Annotated in this window: 16 protein-coding genes and 1 tRNA gene; 4 read left to right on the top strand and 13 right to left on the bottom strand. The window is 64.0% G+C overall.

The genetic code is table 11. The features are described 5' to 3' along the window. Positions 1–39: 39 nt before the first annotated feature. The 7 genes from thrS to BUS12_RS25205 all read right to left on the bottom strand — a co-directional run bounded on the left by thrS (position 40) and on the right by BUS12_RS25205 (position 7682). The gene (gene thrS / locus BUS12_RS25175) at positions 40–1947 is read right to left on the bottom strand and encodes a threonine--tRNA ligase (protein WP_074301696.1); all 1908 of its coding nucleotides are present in this window, start codon (positions 1945–1947) and stop codon (positions 40–42) included. Positions 1948–2197: 250 nt separating this feature from the next. Continuing rightward, positions 2198–2274 (bottom strand) — tRNA-Val (locus BUS12_RS25180). 106 nt (positions 2275–2380) lie between these two features. Further along, positions 2381–4624: a RelA/SpoT family protein gene (locus BUS12_RS25185; RefSeq protein WP_074300150.1), complete on the bottom strand. Its 2244-nt coding sequence runs from the start codon at positions 4622–4624 to the stop codon at positions 2381–2383. A gap of 63 nt (positions 4625–4687) precedes the next feature. Then, a complete protein-coding gene (locus BUS12_RS25190; protein ID WP_074300151.1) occupies positions 4688–5041 on the bottom strand; it encodes a RidA family protein in 354 nt (117 codons plus the stop codon). Between the two features lie 83 nt (positions 5042–5124). After that, a complete protein-coding gene (locus BUS12_RS25195; protein WP_074300152.1) occupies positions 5125–6063 on the bottom strand; it encodes an alpha/beta fold hydrolase in 939 nt (312 codons plus the stop codon). A 270-nt stretch (positions 6064–6333) separates the two neighbouring features. Next, entirely contained in the window at positions 6334–6975 is a 642-nt protein-coding gene (locus BUS12_RS25200; RefSeq protein ID WP_074300153.1) for a CoA transferase subunit B, read from the bottom strand. A 2-nt stretch (positions 6976–6977) separates the two neighbouring features. After that, entirely contained in the window at positions 6978–7682 is a 705-nt protein-coding gene (locus BUS12_RS25205; protein ID WP_074301697.1) for a CoA transferase subunit A, read from the bottom strand. Between the two features lie 319 nt (positions 7683–8001). Between BUS12_RS25205 and BUS12_RS25210 the strand changes: the two genes are divergently transcribed. Beyond that, positions 8002–8547, top strand: a complete 546-nt coding sequence (locus BUS12_RS25210; RefSeq protein WP_074300154.1) for a PAS and helix-turn-helix domain-containing protein — start codon at positions 8002–8004, stop codon at positions 8545–8547. 24 nt (positions 8548–8571) lie between these two features. Here BUS12_RS25210 and BUS12_RS25215 read toward each other — a convergent pair whose 3' ends face one another. Both BUS12_RS25215 and BUS12_RS25220 read right to left on the bottom strand, forming a co-directional pair. Further along, on the bottom strand, positions 8572–9003 hold the full coding sequence (locus BUS12_RS25215; RefSeq protein ID WP_074300155.1) for an acyl-CoA thioesterase: 432 nt from the start codon (positions 9001–9003) through the stop codon (positions 8572–8574). Positions 9004–9047: 44 nt separating this feature from the next. Next, positions 9048–9824, bottom strand: a complete 777-nt coding sequence (locus BUS12_RS25220; RefSeq protein ID WP_074300156.1) for an SDR family oxidoreductase — start codon at positions 9822–9824, stop codon at positions 9048–9050. A 197-nt stretch (positions 9825–10021) separates the two neighbouring features. On the opposite strand from BUS12_RS25220, the gene BUS12_RS25225 reads away from it, so the two are divergent. Continuing rightward, positions 10022–11695, top strand: coding sequence for an electron transfer flavoprotein-ubiquinone oxidoreductase (locus tag BUS12_RS25225; RefSeq protein WP_074300157.1), 1674 nt, complete (start codon positions 10022–10024; stop codon positions 11693–11695). Here the strand turns inward: BUS12_RS25225 and BUS12_RS25230 are convergent. From BUS12_RS25230 to BUS12_RS25245, 4 genes are all read right to left on the bottom strand, one after another. Then, the gene (locus tag BUS12_RS25230; RefSeq protein ID WP_074300158.1) at positions 11680–13158 is read right to left on the bottom strand and encodes a tetratricopeptide repeat protein; all 1479 of its coding nucleotides are present in this window, start codon (positions 13156–13158) and stop codon (positions 11680–11682) included. The genes BUS12_RS25225 and BUS12_RS25230 overlap by 16 nt on opposite strands. Positions 13159–13210: 52 nt before the next feature. Then, positions 13211–14311: a chorismate synthase gene (gene aroC / locus BUS12_RS25235; protein WP_074300159.1), complete on the bottom strand. Its 1101-nt coding sequence runs from the start codon at positions 14309–14311 to the stop codon at positions 13211–13213. Between the two features lie 100 nt (positions 14312–14411). Continuing rightward, positions 14412–16349 (bottom strand): MFS transporter, encoded by a 1938-nt coding sequence (locus BUS12_RS25240; RefSeq protein WP_074300160.1) that lies wholly within the window; start codon positions 16347–16349, stop codon positions 14412–14414. A gap of 300 nt (positions 16350–16649) precedes the next feature. Beyond that, the gene (locus BUS12_RS25245; protein ID WP_074300161.1) at positions 16650–17108 is read right to left on the bottom strand and encodes a CBS domain-containing protein; all 459 of its coding nucleotides are present in this window, start codon (positions 17106–17108) and stop codon (positions 16650–16652) included. Between the two features lie 261 nt (positions 17109–17369). On the opposite strand from BUS12_RS25245, the gene BUS12_RS25250 reads away from it, so the two are divergent. Then, positions 17370–18737, top strand: coding sequence for an O-acetylhomoserine aminocarboxypropyltransferase (locus BUS12_RS25250; RefSeq protein WP_074300162.1), 1368 nt, complete (start codon positions 17370–17372; stop codon positions 18735–18737). Then, positions 18734–19555, top strand: coding sequence for an alpha/beta fold hydrolase (locus BUS12_RS25255; RefSeq protein ID WP_074300163.1), 822 nt, complete (start codon positions 18734–18736; stop codon positions 19553–19555). The genes BUS12_RS25250 and BUS12_RS25255 overlap by 4 nt, the downstream gene beginning before the upstream one ends. Positions 19556–19566: the final 11 nt, after the last annotated feature.

The raw sequence follows: 19566 nt of genomic DNA on the forward strand, positions 1-19566 counted from the left end.
CTCTAAAAATTAAAAAAACGAGCCGCGCTGCCAGGTGGTTTACCTGAACGACTGCACGTCCTGGCGCAGACGCTCAATGAAGGCGCTGAGGGGCATTACACCCAGATCAACACCGCCACGGGCACGCACGGCTACCGTTTGGGCATCACGCTCTTTATCGCCGACCACAAGGAGGTACGGCACCTTTTCCAGCGTGTGCTCCCGTATTTTATAGCTAATCTTCTCGTTGCGCAAATCGGCCTCTACTCTAACCCCTTGTTTTTGCAACGATTGGGCCAGAGACTGAGCATATTCCGCCTGACTTTCCGCGATATTCATCACCACGACCTGCATCGGCGCCAGCCACGAGGGCATTGCACCAGCATGGTGCTCGATCAGAATGCCGAGGAAACGCTCCATTGATCCGACGATTGCCCGGTGCAGCATGATCGGGCGGCGGCGACTGTTGTCTTCCGCGACGTATTCGGCGCCGAGGCGCTCCGGCAGCACCATATCGAGCTGGAGCGTCCCGCATTGCCACGAGCGGCCCAGCGCGTCCTTGATGTGGTACTCGACCTTCGGGCCGTAGAACGCGCCCTCGCCCGGCAGTTCTTCCCACGTCACACCGCAGGCCGTCAGCGCGTCGCGCAAGCCCTGTTCGGCGCGATCCCACGTTTCGTCCGTGCCCGCACGGGCGTCCGGGCGCAACGACAGCTTGATTTCGACGTTATCGAAGCCGAAGTCCTTGTACACGCTCATCGCCAGCGTGTTGAAGGCGATCGATTCGCTGATGAACTGGTCTTCGGTACAGAAAATATGCGCGTCGTCCTGCACGAAACCGCGCACGCGCATGAGGCCGTGCAGCGCGCCCGACGATTCGTTGCGGTGGCACGAACCGAACTCCGCATAACGCAGCGGCAGATCCCGGTACGAACGCAGGCCGTGATTGAAGACCTGTACGTGACCCGGGCAGTTCATCGGCTTGATCGCGTAATCGCGCTTTTCCGATTCCGTCGTGAACATGTTTTCACGGTAGTTCTGCCAGTGGCCCGACGCTTCCCACAGCGAGCGGTCCATGATCATCGGCGTCTTGATCTCGAGGTAGCCGGCATCATTCACGCGGCGGCGCATGTACTGCTCGACCTGCTGCCACAGCGTCCAGCCACGCGGATGCCAGAACACCATACCCGGCGATTCGTCCTGCATATGGAACAGGTCAAGTTGCTTGCCGAGCTTGCGGTGATCGCGCTTCTCCGCCTCCTCAAGCATGTGCAGATAGGCTTCCTGGTCTTCCTTCTTGGTCCAGGCCGTGCCGTAAATGCGCTGCAATTGTTCGTTCTTCGAATCACCGCGCCAGTAGGCGCCGGCAACCTTCATCAGCTTGAAGACCTTCAGCTTGCCGGTGGACGGCACGTGCGGCCCGCGGCACAGATCCGTGAAGCCGCCATGCGAGTACAACTTGATGTCGTCCGCTGAAGGAATCGACTCGATGATCTCGGCCTTGTACTTTTCGCCGATGCTCTTGAAGTAGTCCACCGCTTCGGCACGCGACACCACGCGGCGCGAAACCGGCTCGTCTTTCTTCGCGAGTTCCTGCATGCGCTTTTCGATCTTCTCGAGATCTTCCGGCGTGAAGGGACGGTTGTACGCGAAGTCGTAGTAAAAGCCGTTGTCGATCACCGGGCCGATCGTCACCTGCGCTTCCGGGTACAGGTCTTTCACCGCGTACGCGAGCAAGTGCGCCGTGGAGTGGCGAATGATGTCGAGGCCGTCGGCGTCTTTCTCCGTCACGATCGCGAGCGACACATCGCGATCGATCAGCGCGGACGTATCGACGAGTTCGCCGTCGATCTTGCCGCCGAGTGCGGCCTTCGCGAGGCCGGGGCCGATCGACGCGGCCACTTCGGCGACCGTGACCGGATGCTCGTACTGTCGAACAGAACCGTCAGGCAGACGTATCGAAACCATTGCGTTCTCCGTGGTGCCGACCGGCGGCGGCACATACAACCATCAATAAGCCAAAAAAAAAATGCGGCCCCACTTTCGAGGGGCCGCATTCACATTTCCTGCAAACTACATTGGCGAAAGTGGTCCTCGACTAGCGTCGCTCCGAAGTAGTTTCGGTCAACGTTCGCGGTGTCATAACCGTATTCGCCTTTTGCGCCAAGGCGCTTACTGCAGCTTGCGAAACCCCGGCAAACCGGAATTTCTCTTTCGTTGGTAGGCTCGATTGGACTCGAACCAACGACCCCCACCATGTCAAGGTGGTGCTCTAACCAGCTGAGCTACGAGCCTGAAGAAACGAGATTATATGGAGCGCCACATCGCTTGGCAAGTACTTTTGTACACCGACACTGAAAATTCCCGCCGCGCTTTATCGGCACGCGGCCAACCGCAAACGTCACGTCTTGCGCCCTGCCCGCAGCACACCGGTGACCTCGCCGAGCAGCGCGCAGGCCCGCTGAATCTGCGCGGCACTCGACACCTCGACCGTGAACTGCATGAACGCCGCGTTACGACGCGTCTGAGTCTTCACGCCAATCACATTCATCTTCTCGCGCGCGAACACTTCGGAGATATCGCGCAGCAAACCCTGGCGATCCGTCGCGTCGATCGTGAGGTCGACCGGATACACCGAGCGCCCGTTGCCGCTCATCACATCCGCGGACCACGCGGTTTCCAGCACGCGTTCCGGCGCGCGTTCGGCCATGCGCAGAAACGTCGGGCAATCGCTGCGGTGGATCGACATGCCCTTACCACGCGTGACGAAACCGCTGATGCCGTCGGGCGGCGCCGGCCGGCAGCAACGCGCGAGTTGCGTCAGCAAGGCATCGACGCCGACCACCAGCACGCCCGTCGACGCACCATGCGCGACACTCGAGCCGCTGCTGCGCTTCTCGAACTGCTCCGGCGCTTCGATGACAGGCTCGGGCGGCGGCGCATCCTGCAGCGCCTGCTCGACCTGCCGCAAGCTGAACTCTTCCTTGCCGACCACCGAGAACAGATCGTCGGTGGTCTTGAAGCCCAGCTTCGCCGCGAGCTGGTCCAGATTGACCGAGGTCTTGCCTTCGCGCTGCAGCGTCTTTTCGACCATCGCCCGGCCTGTGGCGATGTTCTCCTGCAGCTCGACCGCGTTGAACCACGCGCGCACCTTTTGGCGCGCACGCGGACTATGCAGATAACCGAGCTGCGGATTGAGCCAGTCGCGCGACGGCCCACCTTCCTTCACCGAGACGATTTCGACCGTCTGGCCGTTTTGCAACTGCGTGTTGAGCGGCACCATCGCGCCATCCACACGCGCGCCACGGCAACGGTGCCCCAGTTCGCTGTGCAGGTGATACGCGAAGTCCACCGGCGTTGCGCCCTGCGGCAACGGAATCACGCGCGCCTGCGGCGTAAGCACGTAGATGTGGTCGTCGTCGAAAGTGGCCTGACGCAATTGCTCCCATGGCTGCGCGGCACGCTTCTCACCGTGCTCGCCCTCGGACACCTCGTCCTTCCACGCGAGCAACTGACGCAACCAGGCAATCTTCTCGTCGTACTTCTCGCTCGCCGTGACCTGACCGCCGTAGCCGCGCGTGCCGGCTTCCTTGTAGCGCCAGTGGGCCGCCACGCCATACTCGGCGAACTGGTGCATCTCCTGGGTACGGATCTGCACTTCGAAGGCGCGGCCGTCATCGCCGATCACGACCGTATGCAGCGACTTGTAGCCGTTCGGCTTGGGCCGCGAGATGTAGTCGTCGAACTCTTTCGGCACCGGCTGCCACAGGTTGTGCACGATGCCGAGCACCGTGTAGCAATCCTTGATGTCCGGCACGATCACGCGGAATGCGCGCACGTCGTAGAGCTCGGCGAAGTCGAGCTCCTTGCCGCGCATCTTGCGCCAGATGCTGTAAATGTGCTTCGGCCGCCCGCTGACTTCCGCGCGAATATTCGCGGCCGCGAGTTCCTGCTGCAGCCGCGCGATCGCCTGGGCCACATAGGTTTCGCGCTCGACGCGCTTCTCGTCGAGCAGCTTCGCGATGCGCTTGTACGTAGCCGGCTCTTCGAAGCGCAGCGCGAGATCTTCGAGCTCCCACTTCAGTTGCCAGATGCCGAGACGGTTCGCGAGCGGCGCGTAAATATCGAGCGTCTCGCGCGCCACGTCCGGTGAGGGCGTCAACTTCGCCGCCGCGTAATAACGCATGGATTGAAGCCGCGATGCGAGCCGGATCAACACGACGCGGATGTCTTGCGCAAACGCCAGCAGCATCTTGCGCAGCGCTTCGACCTGCGCGCGACGCGCCGCCTGGGCATCGCGCCCGGCTTCGGGAATCGCATTCTGCGCGGCCCGCAAACTGACGGTGCCAAGCCGCAGCAGCTTGCGCACGTCGCTGACGAGCTGTGCGACCTCTTCGCCGAAGTTGTCGGCAATCACCTGCTCGGGGTCCTGCAGATGCGGCGTCAGCGCAAACAAGGCCGCCGCCAGCACCGCCGGCGGGTCGACATTGAGCGTGCGCATGATCGCCGCCGTCCCCGCCGCGTGATCCGCCAGCAATTCGCCCGACGACAGCCGCACGTCGCCCGCGTGCTCCCGCACGAACGCCATCGCCTCTTCGAAGGAAGGCAAGGGAACGGGTGCGGTCGTAACGGTATCGGTATTCATGGTGCGACGGCCCGCCGGGCCAGACGGATCAACAGGGATTCAACTACGGATTCGATTGCGGAATTAGCCGCGCTGCGCGGCCACGACCACCACTTCAACCAGACACTTCGGGTTCGCGAGCTTCGCTTCGACGGTGGCGCGCGGCGGCGTGTCGCCCTGCGCAACCCACTCGTCCCACACGGCATTCATACCGGGGAAATGAATCATGTCGGCGATATAAATTTGCACCGACAACAGCAGCGACTTGTCGCTGTTCGCTTCAGCCAGCAGACGGTCGATGTGCCCGAGCACTTCACGCGTCTGGCCGGTGATGTCCTGATCTGCGTCCTCGGCGATCTGGCCGGCGAGATACACGGTGCCGTTGTGCACAGCGATTTCGGAGAGCCGTTTGCCGACGTGGTGACGAATGACTGCCATGACGATTCCTGGTGAGAGTTAAAGTTGTTCGGAGATTCGTTGCGCCTCGCACCCCACTCAGGGACGCGCCGCACAACCCCATATTATGACGCGTCGCCACCCGGTCCTATGAAGAAGCGGCGGGCAATCTCGATCTGCTCGGCGCTGACAAACGCCGGCGCGTGGCCCACACCGGGAATTTCCACGCTCGACACCGCCTTGCCCTGCGCCACCATCTGTTCGACCGTTTCGCGCGACAGCAAGTCGGATTGCGCGCCGCGCACCACCAGCACGGGCGCCTGAATCGCCTTCAGCGCGCCCCACAGCGCAGCCTCGCCGGCCGCCGCCTGTTCGTCCGTCGTTGCAGCAAACGGGACGGCGATGCGCGGGTCATAACGGAAATACCACGCGCCCTCGCGTTCATGCAGCAACGGCGTGTTGATCTCGCGCCACTCCTCCGGCGTCAAGGGGCCGAACGATTGCGCCAGCAAGGCGGCGTAATCGACGCCCTGCTGCAAGGTTTCGAACTGCACCGGCTTGCCGAGGTACTCGCCGATGCGGGCCACCGCACCTGGTTCGAGATGTGGGCCGACATCGTTCAGCAGCATCTTCTGGATGGGCGAGTCGGGCAGGCCGGCGAGTCCCAGGCCGATCAGGCCGCCCATCGAGGTACCGAACCAGTCCACTTTTTCGACGTCCAGCCGCGCGATCAGCGTGACCATATCCGCGACGTATTGCGGCACCGTGTAGTAGTTGGGGATGGTCAGCCAGGACGAAAGCCCGCGGCCGACGACATCCGGGCAGACTACCCGGTACGTATCCGCCAGCACCGCCGCCAGCCGGTCGAAGTCGCGCCCCGAACGCGTCAGGCCGTGCACGCAGAGCAGCACGCGCGGGTTTGCCGGGTCGCCCCATTCGGTGTACGCGAGACGATGCAGGCCGGCAGGACTCGCGCATTGCACGAAACGTTGACGGGGTGCAGACGCGACGGCGGTGGCTTGCGCGGCGCTCTGGGCAAGCGGTGCGGAGGACGTAGCGGTCATCGAAATTTCCTTGCGAAAGCACGGATGAAAGGGCATGCAACGTTTAGACGATTGTAAACTGCTTTGCCGCCCGGCAAGGATCAGCCAGACGGCCTAGGCAAAAAGCCAGCACCACCCACTCCACGACCGTCCACGCACAAACAAAAGCGGGCGAAGACTCACGTCTCGCCCGCTTCGAATCCGTCCTGCACCGGCCATCGCACATTGGCGAAGCGTGCAGTGGTCACCAGAAACGCCAACCACCACCGCGCTCGTGCAGCAACCGACGGCTCAGCCCACCGCGCTCACATCCAGCGGCGCCCCGGTCTTGGCCTTGATCTCCTCAACCGTCACGCCCGGCGCCAGTTCGGTCAGCTTCAGGCCGTCCGCCGTCACTTCAATCACGCCAAGGTCCGTGATGATCTGATCGACCACCCCCACGCCCGTCAGCGGCAGCGTGCATTCCTCGAGAATCTTGTGCTGGTCGCCCTTCGCGACATGCTCCATCAGCACGACGACGCGCTTGACGCCCGCCACCAGATCCATGGCGCCGCCCATGCCCTTGATCATCTTGCCCGGGATCATCCAGTTCGCCAGATCGCCCTTCTTGCTGATCTGCATGGCGCCCAGAATGGCGAGGTTGATGTGGCCGCCGCGAATCATCGCGAACGAGTCCGCGGACGAAAAAATCGACGAGCCCGGCAGCGTGGTCACCGTCTGCTTGCCGGCGTTGATCAGGTCTGCGTCCACTTCCTCTTCGGTCGGCGACGGGCCGATGCCGAGCAGGCCGTTTTCCGACTGCAGCCATACTTCGACGCCCGCCGGCACGTGGTTCGCCACCAGCGTCGGCAGCCCGATGCCCAGGTTCACGTAGAAGCCGTCCTGCAGTTCCTTCGCCGCGCGCGCGGCCATTTCGTCACGAGTCCATGCCATGATCAATCTCCTTTCGCGCGGACAATGCGTTGTTCGATGCGTTTCTCCGGATGCGCATTGAGGACGATGCGCTGCACGAAGATGCCCGGCGTATGGATGGCGTCCGGATCGAGTTCGCCCACCTCGACGATTTCCTCGACTTCCGCGACGGTGATCTTGCCCGCCATCGCGCACATCGGGTTGAAGTTGCGCGCGGTGCGGCGATAGATCAGGTTGCCCGACTTGTCGGCCTTCCACGCCTTGACGAGCGCCACGTCGGCCGTCAGCGAATGCTCCAGCACGTAATGGTTCTCGCCGAACTGGCGGGTTTCCTTGCCTTCGGCGATCAGCGTGCCGTAGCCGGTGTTGGTGAAGAAGGCCGGAATGCCCGAACCGCCCGCCCGCAGCTTCTCGGCGAGCGTGCCTTGCGGCGTGAATTCGAGTTCGAGTTCGCCGGCCAGATACTGGCGCTCGAACTCCTTGTTTTCGCCCACATACGATGAGATCATCTTCTTGACCTGCCGCGTTTCGAGCAACAGGCCGAGGCCGAAGCCGTCGACACCCGCGTTGTTGCTGATGCAGGTGATGCCCTGGACGCCGGAATCGCGCAGCGCCGCGATCAGCGCTTCCGGAATGCCGCACAGGCCAAAGCCGCCGACGGCGAATGTCTGCCCGTCCTTGACGATGTCCTTGAGCGCGTCAGCCGCGCCTGGATAGACCTTGTTCATCAGTGTGTCCCTTCCTTTATGGAAACCCGAAATCCGGTACGCCGGCCGCGGGATCGGTGCGATGCGGGGCGACGCCGTTTGTCCCAGCTTGACGCCTGCGCCGCGCGGTGCCACGTGCGCGGCCTGAGCCCAGAACGTCATTCTAGTCATCCATGACCGGCCGTGCGTCGAGATCGCACAGTCACAGCGCACCATGGAGAACCGCGGCCCGTCACCAGTCGCCTCGCAGCCTTGTGATTTGTTCGAAAGGGTACGATGCCGGGGCCATACGGCACAATACGCAAAAATACATAAGTGATTTTCCGCTTTCGCACCTTCCATGCCCGCACTGGATTACCAAACCGCCTTCCACCTCGCGCCCATCGGCCTCGTGCTGTCGCGCGAGCGCTTCATTGAAGACTGCAACGACCAGTTGGCGTCGATCTTCGGCTGTCCACGCGAAGCGCTGCTCGGCCAGTCGTTTCAGGTGCTGTATCCGTCAGCGGACGAGTTCGAGCGGATCGGCGCGCGCATTCCGCCCATCATGACCGCGCAAGGCAGCTACGCGGACGACCGGATCATGAAGCGCGCCAATGGGGAACTGTTCTGGTGCCACGTGACAGGCCGCTCGCTCGAGCGCGCCGCCCCGCATGCCGCGGGCGTGTGGACCTTCGAGGACCTGAGCGCGACGCGCCGGGTCGCGGTCGAATTGACGCCGCGCGAGCGGGAAATCGCCGCGCAACTCGTGACGGGCAAAACCAGCAAGCAGATCGGCCGGATCCTCGCGATCAGCTCGCGCACGGTGGACGTCTACCGGGCGCGGCTGATGCGCAAATACGGCACGGGCAATGCGACCGAGCTGCTGCAGCGGCTGCTCGGGCATTGATGGCAGGAGGGTGGCGCGGCCGGCTCAGGCGGTCTTGACGAGCACCGCGTTTTCGATCGTCGAGCGCAGCAGGTCCGGAATCGGCACCGACTTGCCCGCCGCGTAGTCAATCCATACGCAACGTGCCGCGCCACGGGCGTAGACGGTGGCCGGATCGTCGGCGCGCGTCAGTTCGAAAGCGGTGTCGAAGCTGCTGCGGCCAGGCGTGCCGACCGACATCCGGCCAATGATGTCGCCGGGGTAATGGAGCTGCTTGAGGAATTCCATCGACGCATTGACGATCACAGGTCCCTGCCCTTCGCCATTGCCGCCGGCGATGCCAAGTTGCTCGAACCAGGAAATCCGCACCTGCTCCATGTAACGGAAATAGACCGTGTTGTTCACATGGCCGAACGCATCCATGTCGCCCCAACGGATTGGCATGGACATCTCAAAAACTGCGTGGTATTCGCTCATCGTACTTCTTCTACGGGTTAAAACAGGGTGCGGGCCGGCTTCGATCAGGCGAGTCCGAAGCCGTCGTCGGCGGCGATGATCGCGCCGTTGATGAATTGCGATTCGTCGGCGGCAAGCAGCAGCAACAGGCCGTCCAGGTCCTCCGGCTGGCCGACGCGGTGGCGCGGCAGCATCGACACCAGCTTCTGCCCCTGATCGGTGGACCAGTGATGGTGATTGATCTCGGTATCGATATAGCCCGGGCAGATCGCGTTCACGTTGATGCCGTGGCGCCCCCATTCCTGCGCCATGGCTTTCGTCATATGAACCACGGCGGCCTTGCTCATCGAGTACAAGCCGATCTGCGGCAGCACGCGCAAGCCCGCCACGGAGGCAATGTTGATGATCCGGTACGACGGTTTCTGGCCGCCGTTGCCGCGCATGATCATGCGCTTGGCGACTTCCTGCGCCACGAAGAAGGCGCCGCGCGTGTTCGTATCGAACACATATTCGAAGTCGGCCGGTGTGACTTCCGAGAGCTTCTGCGTGGTCGATACGCCCGAGTTGTTGACGAGGATGTCGATGGTGCCCGCTTCCGTCTCGGCATGCGCCACGGCGGACTTGATGCTCTGGTAATCGGTTACGTCGAGCGAAACGACATGCGCCGCGCCGCCGGAGGCTTCGATTTCGGCCCGCAATTCCTTCAGGCGCTCGGTGCGGCGGCTCGCCAGCACCACCTTCGCGCCGGCCTGCGACAGAACCTGCGCGAAGCGTTTGCCCAGCCCGCTCGAGGCGCCCGTAATCAGCGCGACCTTGCCTTCCAGATTGATCGAACGGCCCATTGTCGTTACCTTGTTCGGTTGGGTTAGAGGCGCGGCGAGGCCGCGAAGGCTCATGACGACCCGGTGATTATCGGGTCAATACCGTATCACAGAAATAGAACGATCGTGCTAATCTTTGCTCATTGGGTTGCGGCGCTGGATTCGTTCGCCCACAATACGATCCCGAAAAAAGCATTCTAACGGTAAGAGGAGCATCAATGACCCCCACAAGTCTCATTGAGCAGTACGGCCCGCGCGAGTCGATGGAATACGACGTGGTGGTGGTCGGCGGCGGCCCGGCTGGCCTGTCCGCGGCGATCCGCCTGAAGCAGCTGGCGCAGGAGAAAGGCGTCGAAATCGGCGTCTGCGTCCTGGAAAAGGGCTCGGAGATCGGGGCGCACATCCTCTCCGGCGCGGTCATGGACCCCCGCGCGTTGAATGAACTGATCCCCGACTGGAAGGAAAAAGGCGCGCCTTTGGACGTTGAAGTGACCGAAGACCGCTTCCTGTTCCTCTCCGAAAGCGGTTCGAAGAGCGTGCCGAACTGGGCGCTGCCGGACAACTTCAAGAATCACGGCAACTACGTCATCAGCCTTGCCAACGTCACACGCTGGCTGGGCCAGCAGGCCGAAGCGCTCGGTGTGGAGATTTTCCCGGGCTTCCCGGCTGCCGAGGTTCTGTACAACGACGACGGCTCGGTGAAGGGTGTCGCCACCGGCAATCTGGGTATCGGCAAGGACGGCCAGCCGACCGAGAACTTCCAGCTCGGCATGGAGCTGCACGCCAAGTACACGCTGTTCTGCGAAGGTGCGCGTGGTCACCTCGGGCGGCAGCTCAACGACAAGTTCAGGCTGCGCGACGGCGTCGATCCGCAGGTCTACGGCATCGGCATCAAGGAACTGTGGGAAATCGATCCGGCGAAGCACAAGCCGGGTCTGGTAATCCACACGGCCGGCTGGCCGCTGGAATCCGATACCTACGGCGGCTCGTTCCTCTATCACATGGACAACAACCAGGTGATGGTCGGCTTCGTGGTGGGCCTCGGCTACTCCAACCCGTACCTCTCGCCGTTCGAGGAATTCCAGCGCTACAAGACGCATCCGTCGATCCGCGCGTTCCTCGAAGGCGGCAAGCGCGTGTCGTACGGTGCGCGCGCGATCACCGCCGGTGGGCTGATGTCGCTGCCGAAGCTGGTGTTCCCCGGCGGCGCGCTAGTGGGCGACGACGCGGGCTTCCTGAACGCCTCGCGCATCAAGGGCTCGCACGCGGCGATCAAGACCGGCATGCTGGCCGCCGAGGCCGCCTTCGATGCCGTCCAGGCTGGGCGTCAGTCGGATGAGCTGGCGGCCTACCCGGAGGCATTCAAGACCTCCTGGCTGCACAATGAGCTGTACCGCGCCCGCAACTTCAAGCAGTGGATGAGCAAGGGCCTGTATCTCGGCACGCTGATGGTGGGCCTCGAGCAGAAGGTGCTGGGCGGCAATGTGCCGTGGACGCTACATCACCAGCATTCGGACCACGAGATGCTGAAACCGGCCTCGCAGTGCAAGCCGATCGTGTATCCGAAGCCGGACGGCAAGCTCACGTTCGACCGTTTGTCCTCGGTGTTCATCTCGAACACCAATCACGAGGAGAACCAGCCGGCTCACCTGACGCTGAAAGACGCGAGCGTGCCGGTGAACGTCAACCTGCACACCTATGCGGGACCGGAATCGCGCTACTGCCCGGCGGCTGTGTATGAGTTCGTGAAGAACGACGACGGTAGCGAGCGGCTGGTGATCAACGCGCAGAACTGCGTGCACTGCAAGACCTGCGATATCAAGGACCCGACGCAGAATATCGTGTGGGTGACGCCTGAAGGTGGCGGCGGCCCGAACTATCCGAACATGTGACGCAGCGCCACCAGTCTCTCGCGCACGCTCGCCAGCACCGGCGCCCAGGCGCCGATCGCCGGCTGGCGAAACAGCTCGACCGAGTCGTACCACGGCGTGCGCTGCGTTTGATTGCCCCAGAACCACGCCGACACGTGATCGATCATCAGACAGGTCGGCACGCCAAGCGCGCCGGCCAGATGCGCCGGACCGCTGTCGATCGTCACCACCAGATCGAGGTTGACGAGCAGCCCGGCCACATCGTCGAAGCCGGCCGCGAAATGCTGGGTGGGATCGACAATCTGGATGCCGTGCGCGCGCCATTGTTCGACCGTTGCAGAACGCCCCGGCGACAACGCGAAATACGTGATGCCCGGTACAGTAAGGAGCGGTTCGAGCTGATCGACCGGCACTGAGCGCCGCACGTCGCGAATGTGCTGCGGGTTGCCGTTCCACACCAGGCCGACCTTGGGCCCGCGGGTCGCCACCGTCTGTGCGACAAGGGCTCGCCACGCCTCGGCGCGCGCCGGGTCGGCGCTCAGATACGCACGGCCCCACCCTGCCGAATCGAACACGCCAAGCCGCAGCGGCACGCTCATGAGGCCGCAGTGAAAATCCGGCCGTGTCTCAAGGCCGGTTTCGAGCGTCACGTCGGCCGGCAGCATCCGTTCGAACAGGTGCCGCAGCGGACCGTCGTGACCGAAGATCACCCGCCCGCCCTCGCGCCGCGCCCGCTCGGCGAGCAGCGGCAGAAAGCGCACTGCCCACAGGCAATCGCCGTTGCCTTGCTCGCCGTAGACGACCAGCGTTTTGCCGGCGAGCGACTCGCCCTGCCAGTACGCGCTGATCTCGCCGAGAGCCCGGTGTGCGTTGTTAAGGTCATCGCCGAAGACGATGCGCGATTCGTAATGCGCCCAGCCGTCGGCATAGCGCCCAGAGCGGATCTCGAGCTCCGACAGATCGAACATCGCATGGGCGTTGTTCGGCGACAGTTCGAGCACGCGCCGCAACAGCGCTTCGGCTTCGGCAAAACGCGCCTGTTCCTTGATGCACAGTGCGAGTTTATGCAGCGCGACCGGGTTGCCGGGCACCACACGCACGGCTTCGCGCAACAGGCGTTCGGCTGCGTCGAAATCGTCACCTTGCTGCACGGCGGCCGCGCGCCAGACGAGCGCGTTGGCGTCCTCGGCGTCGCGCGCCAGCAGCAACGCCGTGGCCGACTCGACCAGAGGCCAGTCGCGCAGCACAAAGCCGGTTTGAGCAAGGGTGTGCAGCAGCGTGGGATCGCAGGATGGATCGAGCTGATAGGCCTGCACCAGCGCGGCAAGCGCTTCGCGCTGCTGCTCGCGGTTGCGCCCGGCCGCCATCTGCAACAAGGCCTGGCCGAGCGCGAGCCAATCAGCGGCGCCAGCCTGTGGCGTGGCCACTCGCGCGCGCAATGGCGTCAGCGCGTCGCCGGTTGCCGGGGTGTTCGGGTCGATCATCGCGACGTTTCGACTGATTGCGACTAAAGCGGAAGCACGCGCGGGACGCGACTTAAGGCGCGCTCGCCGCGATCTTCGGCGTGCTGACGGTCACGTCGCCGCACTGCGCTCGATGCCGCAGCGCGTGGTCGATCAGCACCAGCGCCAGCATCGACTCGGCGATCGGCGTGGCACGAATGCCGACGCACGGATCGTGACGCCCAAACGTCTCGACGACGGCCGGCTGGCCGGCCTTGTCGATCGAACGGCGCGGCGTGCGAATGCTCGATGTCGGCTTGATGGCGATCGACACGGTGATGTCCTGCCCCGTCGAAATGCCGCCGAGTACCCCGCCCGCGTGATTGCCGACAAAACCCTCCGGGGTCAGCTCGTCGCCATGCACCGAGCCGCGTTGCGCGACGCTGGCGAAACCCGCGCCGATTTCGACGCCCTTCACCGCATTGATGCCCATCATGGCGTGCGCGATATCGGCGTCGAGCCGGTCGAACAGCGGCTCGCCAAGGCCAACCGGCACGCCCGAGGCCACCACGTTGATGCGCGCGCCAATCGAGTCGCCGTCCTTGCGCAACGCGTCCATATACGTTTCGAGCTGCGGCACCACATCCGCATTCGGCGCGAAGAACGGGTTTTCGCGCACGTGCGACCAGTCGACGAACGGCACCTCGATCTCGCCGAGCGCCGCCATATAGCCGCGAATCTCCGTGCCGAAATGCTCGCGCAGCCACTTCTTGGCCACCGCGCCCGCCGCGACCGTGGGCGCCGTCAGACGCGCCGACGAACGGCCGCCGCCACGATAGTCGCGGATGCCGTATTTCTGCCAGTAGGTGTAGTCAGCATGGCCCGGGCGGAACGTTTCCGCGATGTTGCCGTAGTCCTTGCTGCGCTGGTCCGTATTGCGGATCAGCAGCGCAATGGGCGCGCCGGTGGTGACGCCTTCGAACACGCCCGAAAGAATCTCGACCTTGTCCTCTTCCTGACGCTGCGTCACATGACGCGAGGTGCCCGGCTTGCGGCGGTCCAGTTCGATCTGGATGTCGTCTTCAACCAACGCCAAACCCGGCGGGCAACCGTCGATCACACAGCCGATAGCGGGACCGTGCGATTCGCCGAAGGTCGTGACAGTGAAAAGCGTACCAAGCGTATTGCCGGACATGAGCGTCGTCCAAAGAGATGCGGGGAAGACGCTATTATGCCAGCCCGCCCCGCGGCAAGGGCCGCGCTGCGCGGACGTTGGCCGGCCAGGCCCACCGCGTCTACTTCCGCGCCCCGCGCAACTCGGTGACGATCTGCTGCAGCCCTTCCGGCGTCACCTGAGCCGGGTCGAGCGGCTCGCCGACGGCCAGCGTCAGCCGGCTCATCACGCCCTTTTGCACCGGCCGCGGCCAGCGTACCTCGGCGGCGCGCGAAAATACGCTGCCCCACAGGCCGCGCAGCGCCATCGGCACCACCGGCGCCGGCGTGCGGCGGATGATCTCGGTCACGCCGTGACGGAACGGATTCAGCTCGCCCGTCTTCGTCAGCTTGCCTTCCGGGAAAATGCACACCAGGTCGCCCTCGGCGAGCGCCCGCGCGCAGGTTTCGTAGGCGCGCGTCAGCATCTCCGGATCTTCGTGGGACGGCGCTATCGGAATCGCCTTCGCATGACGGAACACCCAGCCGGCGAACGGCGTTTTGAAAATATGGTGGTCCATCACGAAGCGGATTGGACGCGGACTCTCGGCCATGATGACGATCGCATCCACGTAGCTCACGTGGTTGCACACCAGCACGGCCGCGCCCTCTTCGGGAATACGCTCGGCATGCACGAGGCGGATCCGGTAGAACGTGTGTACCAGCACCCACGCAACAAAGCGCAGCAGGAACTCTGGCACCAGCGAGTAGATGTACGTGGCCACCACGATATTGAGCAGCGCGGTGACGAGGAACAGGCCCGGAATGCTGACGCCTGCCGCCGTCAGCGCCATGGCCATCAGCGACGACACGATCATGAACAGCGAATTGAGAATGTTGTTCGCCGCGATGATGCGCGCACGATGGCTCGGCTGGCTGCGGCTCTGGATCAGCGCATAGAGCGGCACGCTATAGAAGCCGCCGAACATGGCGAGCAGGAACAGATCCGCGAGGACGCGCCAGTTGGCCGGCATCACGATAAATTCGCCGACGCTCAGCAGGTGTCCCGCCGTCGGCTGTGCATGACTCGCGAAAAACAGGTCGATGCCGAACACGCTCATGCCGATCGACCCGAGCGGCACCAGGCCGATCTCGATGCGCCGCTTCGAGAGGCGCTCGCACAGCAGCGACCCGAGGCCGATGCCGATCGAAAAGGTACCGAGCAGCACGGTCACCACATCGGGGTTAGCCGACAGCACATTCTTCGCGAAGCTGAAAAACGACGACAGAAAGGTGGCGCCGACGAACCACAGCCACGAGATGCCCAGCAAGCTCAGAAACACGGTGCGATTTTCGCGGGCGATCTTCAGATTGCGCCAGGTTTCGCTGACCGGGTTCCAGTTGATCTGCAGCCCAGGTTGCGGCGCCGGCGTGGACGGCACCCACATGGACACCACACGCCCCACCAGCGCAATCCCGACGCAAGCGCACGCCAGCACCACGGCGCCATGCTCGACAAAACCCGCCGCTTCCCCGCCGATGATGGTCCCCACCAGAATGGCGACAAACGTGCCCATTTCGACCATGCCGTTACCGCCCACCAGCTCGGCTTTCGCCAGATGCTGCGGCAGGTAGGAATACTTCACCGGACCGAACACGGTGGAATGGACGCCCATCAGAAACGTGCACAGATACAGCAGCGGCGCGCTATGCAGCCAGAAGCCGGCCCCGCCGATCAGCATCACGCCGATTTCAAACGTCTTCACAAAGCGCGTCAGCATCGCCTTGTCGTATTTGTCGGCGATCTGGCCGGAGGTCGCGGAGAGCAGCACGAACGGCAGGATGAAGATCGCCGAGATCAGGAACGCCGCGGTCTTCGCATCGACACCGGAAAAGCGCGCGGTTTGATACGTGACGAGCGACGTGAAGCCGATCTTGAACACGTTGTCGTTCATCGCGCCGAGGAACTGGGTCCAGAAAAACGGCGCAAAACGCCGCTCGCCGAGCAAGCGGAACTGGGACTCGTGTGCGTCGCCACTGCGGGCAGCGCGGCGGGCGGCGGATAACGGACGATCGCTCATGAAGGTCGAAGAATGGGAAAAAGGACCGCAGGACTGCAGAGAGGGTATGCGACGCCGCCTTCAGCAGCCCCGCGCCGGGTGATAGCCGCACCTCGCGCTTCCCAGCGGCGCGGACACAAAAAAGGCGCACGCTCTCGCGCACGCCCCTGGATCAATACCTCAGGCTTGTGGCAACTTGATGGCCGGCACCCGGCGCCGATACGCGCCAGCGCGAGACCGCGGAACAGCATAACAAGGGCAACCGCATGACCACCGGTGCACCACCGGTCGGACAGCACCGCGGCCAGCCCAAGGCGCCATTTAGCGAGCCTGTTGCGGTTCCTGCTCTTCCGGCCAGTCGCGGATATATGCCTTGAGCATACGATTCTCGAAGCCCTGCTCCTCGACCACCGCCTTCGCCACGTCATAAAACGAGATCACGCCCATCAGCGTGCGGCTCTCCATGACCGGCAGATAGCGCACGTGATGCTCGAGCATCATGCGCCGCACCTCGTTCACGTCCGTTTCCGGCGTGCAGGTCAGCGGGTGATCGTCCATGACCTTGCGGATGGTGGCCGTGCCGACGCTGCCGTGGTGCTTGCTGAGCGTCAGGATGATTTCACGGAACGTGAGCATGCCGACCAGATCGCCGTATTCCATGACAACCAGCGAGCCGATATCGTGCTCCGCCATGGCATTGACTGCGTCGAGCAGCGGTGTATCCGGCGTGACGGTAAACAGGGTATTGCCCTTGACCTTGAGAATGTCGCTGACTCGCATGATTGTCTCCTCTGTCGACCGCAGTTCGTGCAACGCACTGAATCCGGTCCCATGCAAAAAAAGTTGCGGAAGCCGTTAATACATGACTGACTTTTGATCCTAGCGGAAAGACCCGTAAAAGGAAAGCGGCCCGCCCACCCAGGCAAGACGGGCGCAGCAGCCCGCCACATGGGGGAAACGGCACTTGAAGCCGGCGGCCCCGGTGATACGATGCCCCCACTTTCACCCTTCGCGGAGCCGTTCGTGGCTCCGCCGCCCAGGATGTCCGCCAACCGTTTCGACACGCTTGCGCTGCATGCAGGCGCAGCCCCCGACCCGACCACCGGCGCACGCGCCACGCCGATTTACCAGACCACGTCCTTCTCGTTTCGCGACACCGACCACGCCGCCGCGCTGTTCAATATGGAACGCGCCGGCCACGTGTATTCGCGCATCTCGAACCCGACCGTCGCCGTCTTCGAAGAGCGCGTTGCCGCGCTGGAGAACGGCGCCGGCGCGATCGGCACCGCCAGCGGCCAGGCCGCGCTGCATCTGGCGATTGCCACGCTGATGGGTGCGGGTTCGCATATCGTCGCCTCAGGCGCGCTGTACGGCGGCTCGCATAACCTGCTGAACTACACGCTGCGCCGCTTCGGTATCGAAACCACCTTCGTCAGGCCCGGCGATCTGGACGCCTGGCGCGCCGCGCTGCGCCCGAACACCCGCCTGCTGTTCGGCGAGACGCTCGGCAATCCGGGCCTCGACGTGCTCGACATCGCCGCGGTTGCGCAGATCGCGCATAGCCACCGCGTGCCGCTGCTGGTCGACTCCACCTTCACCACGCCTTACCTGCTCAAGCCCTTCGAGCATGGCGCCGACTTTATTTACCACTCGGCGACCAAATTCCTCGGCGGTCATGGCACCACGATCGGCGGCGTGCTGGTCGACGGCGGCACGTTCAACTTCGAAGCATCCGGGCGCTTTCCCGAATTCACCGAACCCTATGAGGGTTTCCACGGTATGGTGTTCGCCGAGGAAAGCACCGTGGCGCCTTTCCTGCTGCGCGCCCGGCGCGAAGGCCTGCGCGATTTCGGCGCGTGCCTGCATCCGCAAGCCGCGTGGCAACTGTTGCAGGGCATCGAAACGCTGCCGCTGCGCATGGATCGCCACGTCTCGAACACGCGCAAAGTGGTCGAGTTTCTCGCCGCCCACGCCGCGGTCGAATCCGTCGCCTATCCGGAGCTGGCTTCGCATCCGGATCATGCGCTCGCGAAGCGCCTGCTGCCGCGCGGCGCCGGCGCCGTGTTCAGCTTCAACCTGCGTGGCGACCGTGCCGCCGGACGGCGCTTTATCGAGGCGCTCTCGCTGTTCTCGCATCTGGCCAATGTCGGCGACGCCCGTTCGCTCGTGATCCACCCCGCCTCCACCACGCACTTCCGCATGGACGCTGCTGCACTCGCCGCCGCCGGCATTGCGGAAGGCACGATTCGTCTGTCGATCGGCCTCGAGGACCCCGACGATCTGATCGACGACCTCAAGCGCGCGCTGAAGGCCGCGCAGAAGACGACCGGCGGCAGCGCCGGCGCGGCCAAACCGAAGGACGGCCCCAGCAGTCCCAGGCACGGCAGCGCGCCCAAGGAGTCGGCATGATCCTGGATGTCCAGAACAAAGCGGCCTACGTCTATACCGGCGGCAAGCCGTTCGACCCCAGCCTGCCGACCGCCGTCTTCATCCACGGCGCCGAGCACGACCATAGCGTCTGGGCGCTGCAAACCCGCTACTTCGCGCATCACGGCTTCGGCGTGCTGGCGCTCGACCTGCCCGGCCACCATCGCAGCGCCGGGCCAGCGCTCACCGATATCGCCGCCATGGCCGACTGGCTGGCCGCGCTGCTGGATGCCGCGGGCGTAGCGCGCGCCTGCGTGATCGGCCATAGCATGGGCTCGCTCGCCGCACTCGATTTCGCCGCGCGTTACCCGGAGCGCGCCAGCGCGCTGGCGTTGGTCGCCACCGCCGTGCCGATGACCGTCTCCGACGCGTTACTGGACGCCGCGCTCAACCGCGAGCCCGAAGCCATCGCGATGGTCAACCAGTGGTCGCATTCGACGCTCGCCGCCAAACCGTCTTGCCCGGGCCCCGGGTTCTGGCTGCACGGCATGAACCAGCGGCTGATGGAACGCGTCTCCGCTACCGGTGAAGCGGGCCTGTTCCACACCGACTTCACGGCCTGCAACGCCTACTCGGAGGGCCTCGCACGCGCGGCCCAGGTGCGCTGCCCCGTGCGGCTGATCGTAGGACGGCGCGACGCCATGACACCGCCGCGTGCCGCACAGACGCTCGCCCAGGCACTCGCGCAAGCCAGCCCGCGGGTGGATACCGTCACACTCGACGCCGGCCATGCGCTGATGACCGAGCAGCCGGACGCGACGCTCGATGCGCTGTTCGGCTTCGCTTCGAGCGTTGCGTGAGCCCAGTAAGC

It is taken from the genome of Paraburkholderia phenazinium (genome assembly GCF_900142845.1).
GTDB lineage: Bacteria > Pseudomonadota > Gammaproteobacteria > Burkholderiales > Burkholderiaceae > Paraburkholderia > Paraburkholderia phenazinium_A.

Excerpts from the sequence above, each read along its gene's own strand:
- thrS (WP_074301696.1), bottom strand. The coding sequence starts at position 1,947 with ATGGTTTCGATACGTCTGCCTGACGGTTCTGTTCGACAGTACGAGCAT.
- BUS12_RS25185 (WP_074300150.1), bottom strand. The coding sequence starts at position 4,624 with ATGAATACCGATACCGTTACGACCGCACCCGTTCCCTTGCCTTCCTTC.
- BUS12_RS25190 (WP_074300151.1), bottom strand. The coding sequence starts at position 5,041 with ATGGCAGTCATTCGTCACCACGTCGGCAAACGGCTCTCCGAAATCGCT.
- BUS12_RS25195 (WP_074300152.1), bottom strand. The coding sequence starts at position 6,063 with ATGACCGCTACGTCCTCCGCACCGCTTGCCCAGAGCGCCGCGCAAGCC.
- BUS12_RS25200 (WP_074300153.1), bottom strand. The coding sequence starts at position 6,975 with ATGGCATGGACTCGTGACGAAATGGCCGCGCGCGCGGCGAAGGAACTG.
- BUS12_RS25205 (WP_074301697.1), bottom strand. The coding sequence starts at position 7,682 with ATGAACAAGGTCTATCCAGGCGCGGCTGACGCGCTCAAGGACATCGTC.
- BUS12_RS25210 (WP_074300154.1), top strand. The coding sequence starts at position 8,002 with ATGCCCGCACTGGATTACCAAACCGCCTTCCACCTCGCGCCCATCGGC.
- BUS12_RS25215 (WP_074300155.1), bottom strand. The coding sequence starts at position 9,003 with ATGAGCGAATACCACGCAGTTTTTGAGATGTCCATGCCAATCCGTTGG.
- BUS12_RS25220 (WP_074300156.1), bottom strand. The coding sequence starts at position 9,824 with ATGGGCCGTTCGATCAATCTGGAAGGCAAGGTCGCGCTGATTACGGGC.
- BUS12_RS25225 (WP_074300157.1), top strand. The coding sequence starts at position 10,022 with ATGACCCCCACAAGTCTCATTGAGCAGTACGGCCCGCGCGAGTCGATG.
- BUS12_RS25230 (WP_074300158.1), bottom strand. The coding sequence starts at position 13,158 with ATGATCGACCCGAACACCCCGGCAACCGGCGACGCGCTGACGCCATTG.
- aroC (WP_074300159.1), bottom strand. The coding sequence starts at position 14,311 with ATGTCCGGCAATACGCTTGGTACGCTTTTCACTGTCACGACCTTCGGC.
- BUS12_RS25240 (WP_074300160.1), bottom strand. The coding sequence starts at position 16,349 with ATGAGCGATCGTCCGTTATCCGCCGCCCGCCGCGCTGCCCGCAGTGGC.
- BUS12_RS25245 (WP_074300161.1), bottom strand. The coding sequence starts at position 17,108 with ATGCGAGTCAGCGACATTCTCAAGGTCAAGGGCAATACCCTGTTTACC.
- BUS12_RS25250 (WP_074300162.1), top strand. The coding sequence starts at position 17,370 with ATGTCCGCCAACCGTTTCGACACGCTTGCGCTGCATGCAGGCGCAGCC.
- BUS12_RS25255 (WP_074300163.1), top strand. The coding sequence starts at position 18,734 with ATGATCCTGGATGTCCAGAACAAAGCGGCCTACGTCTATACCGGCGGC.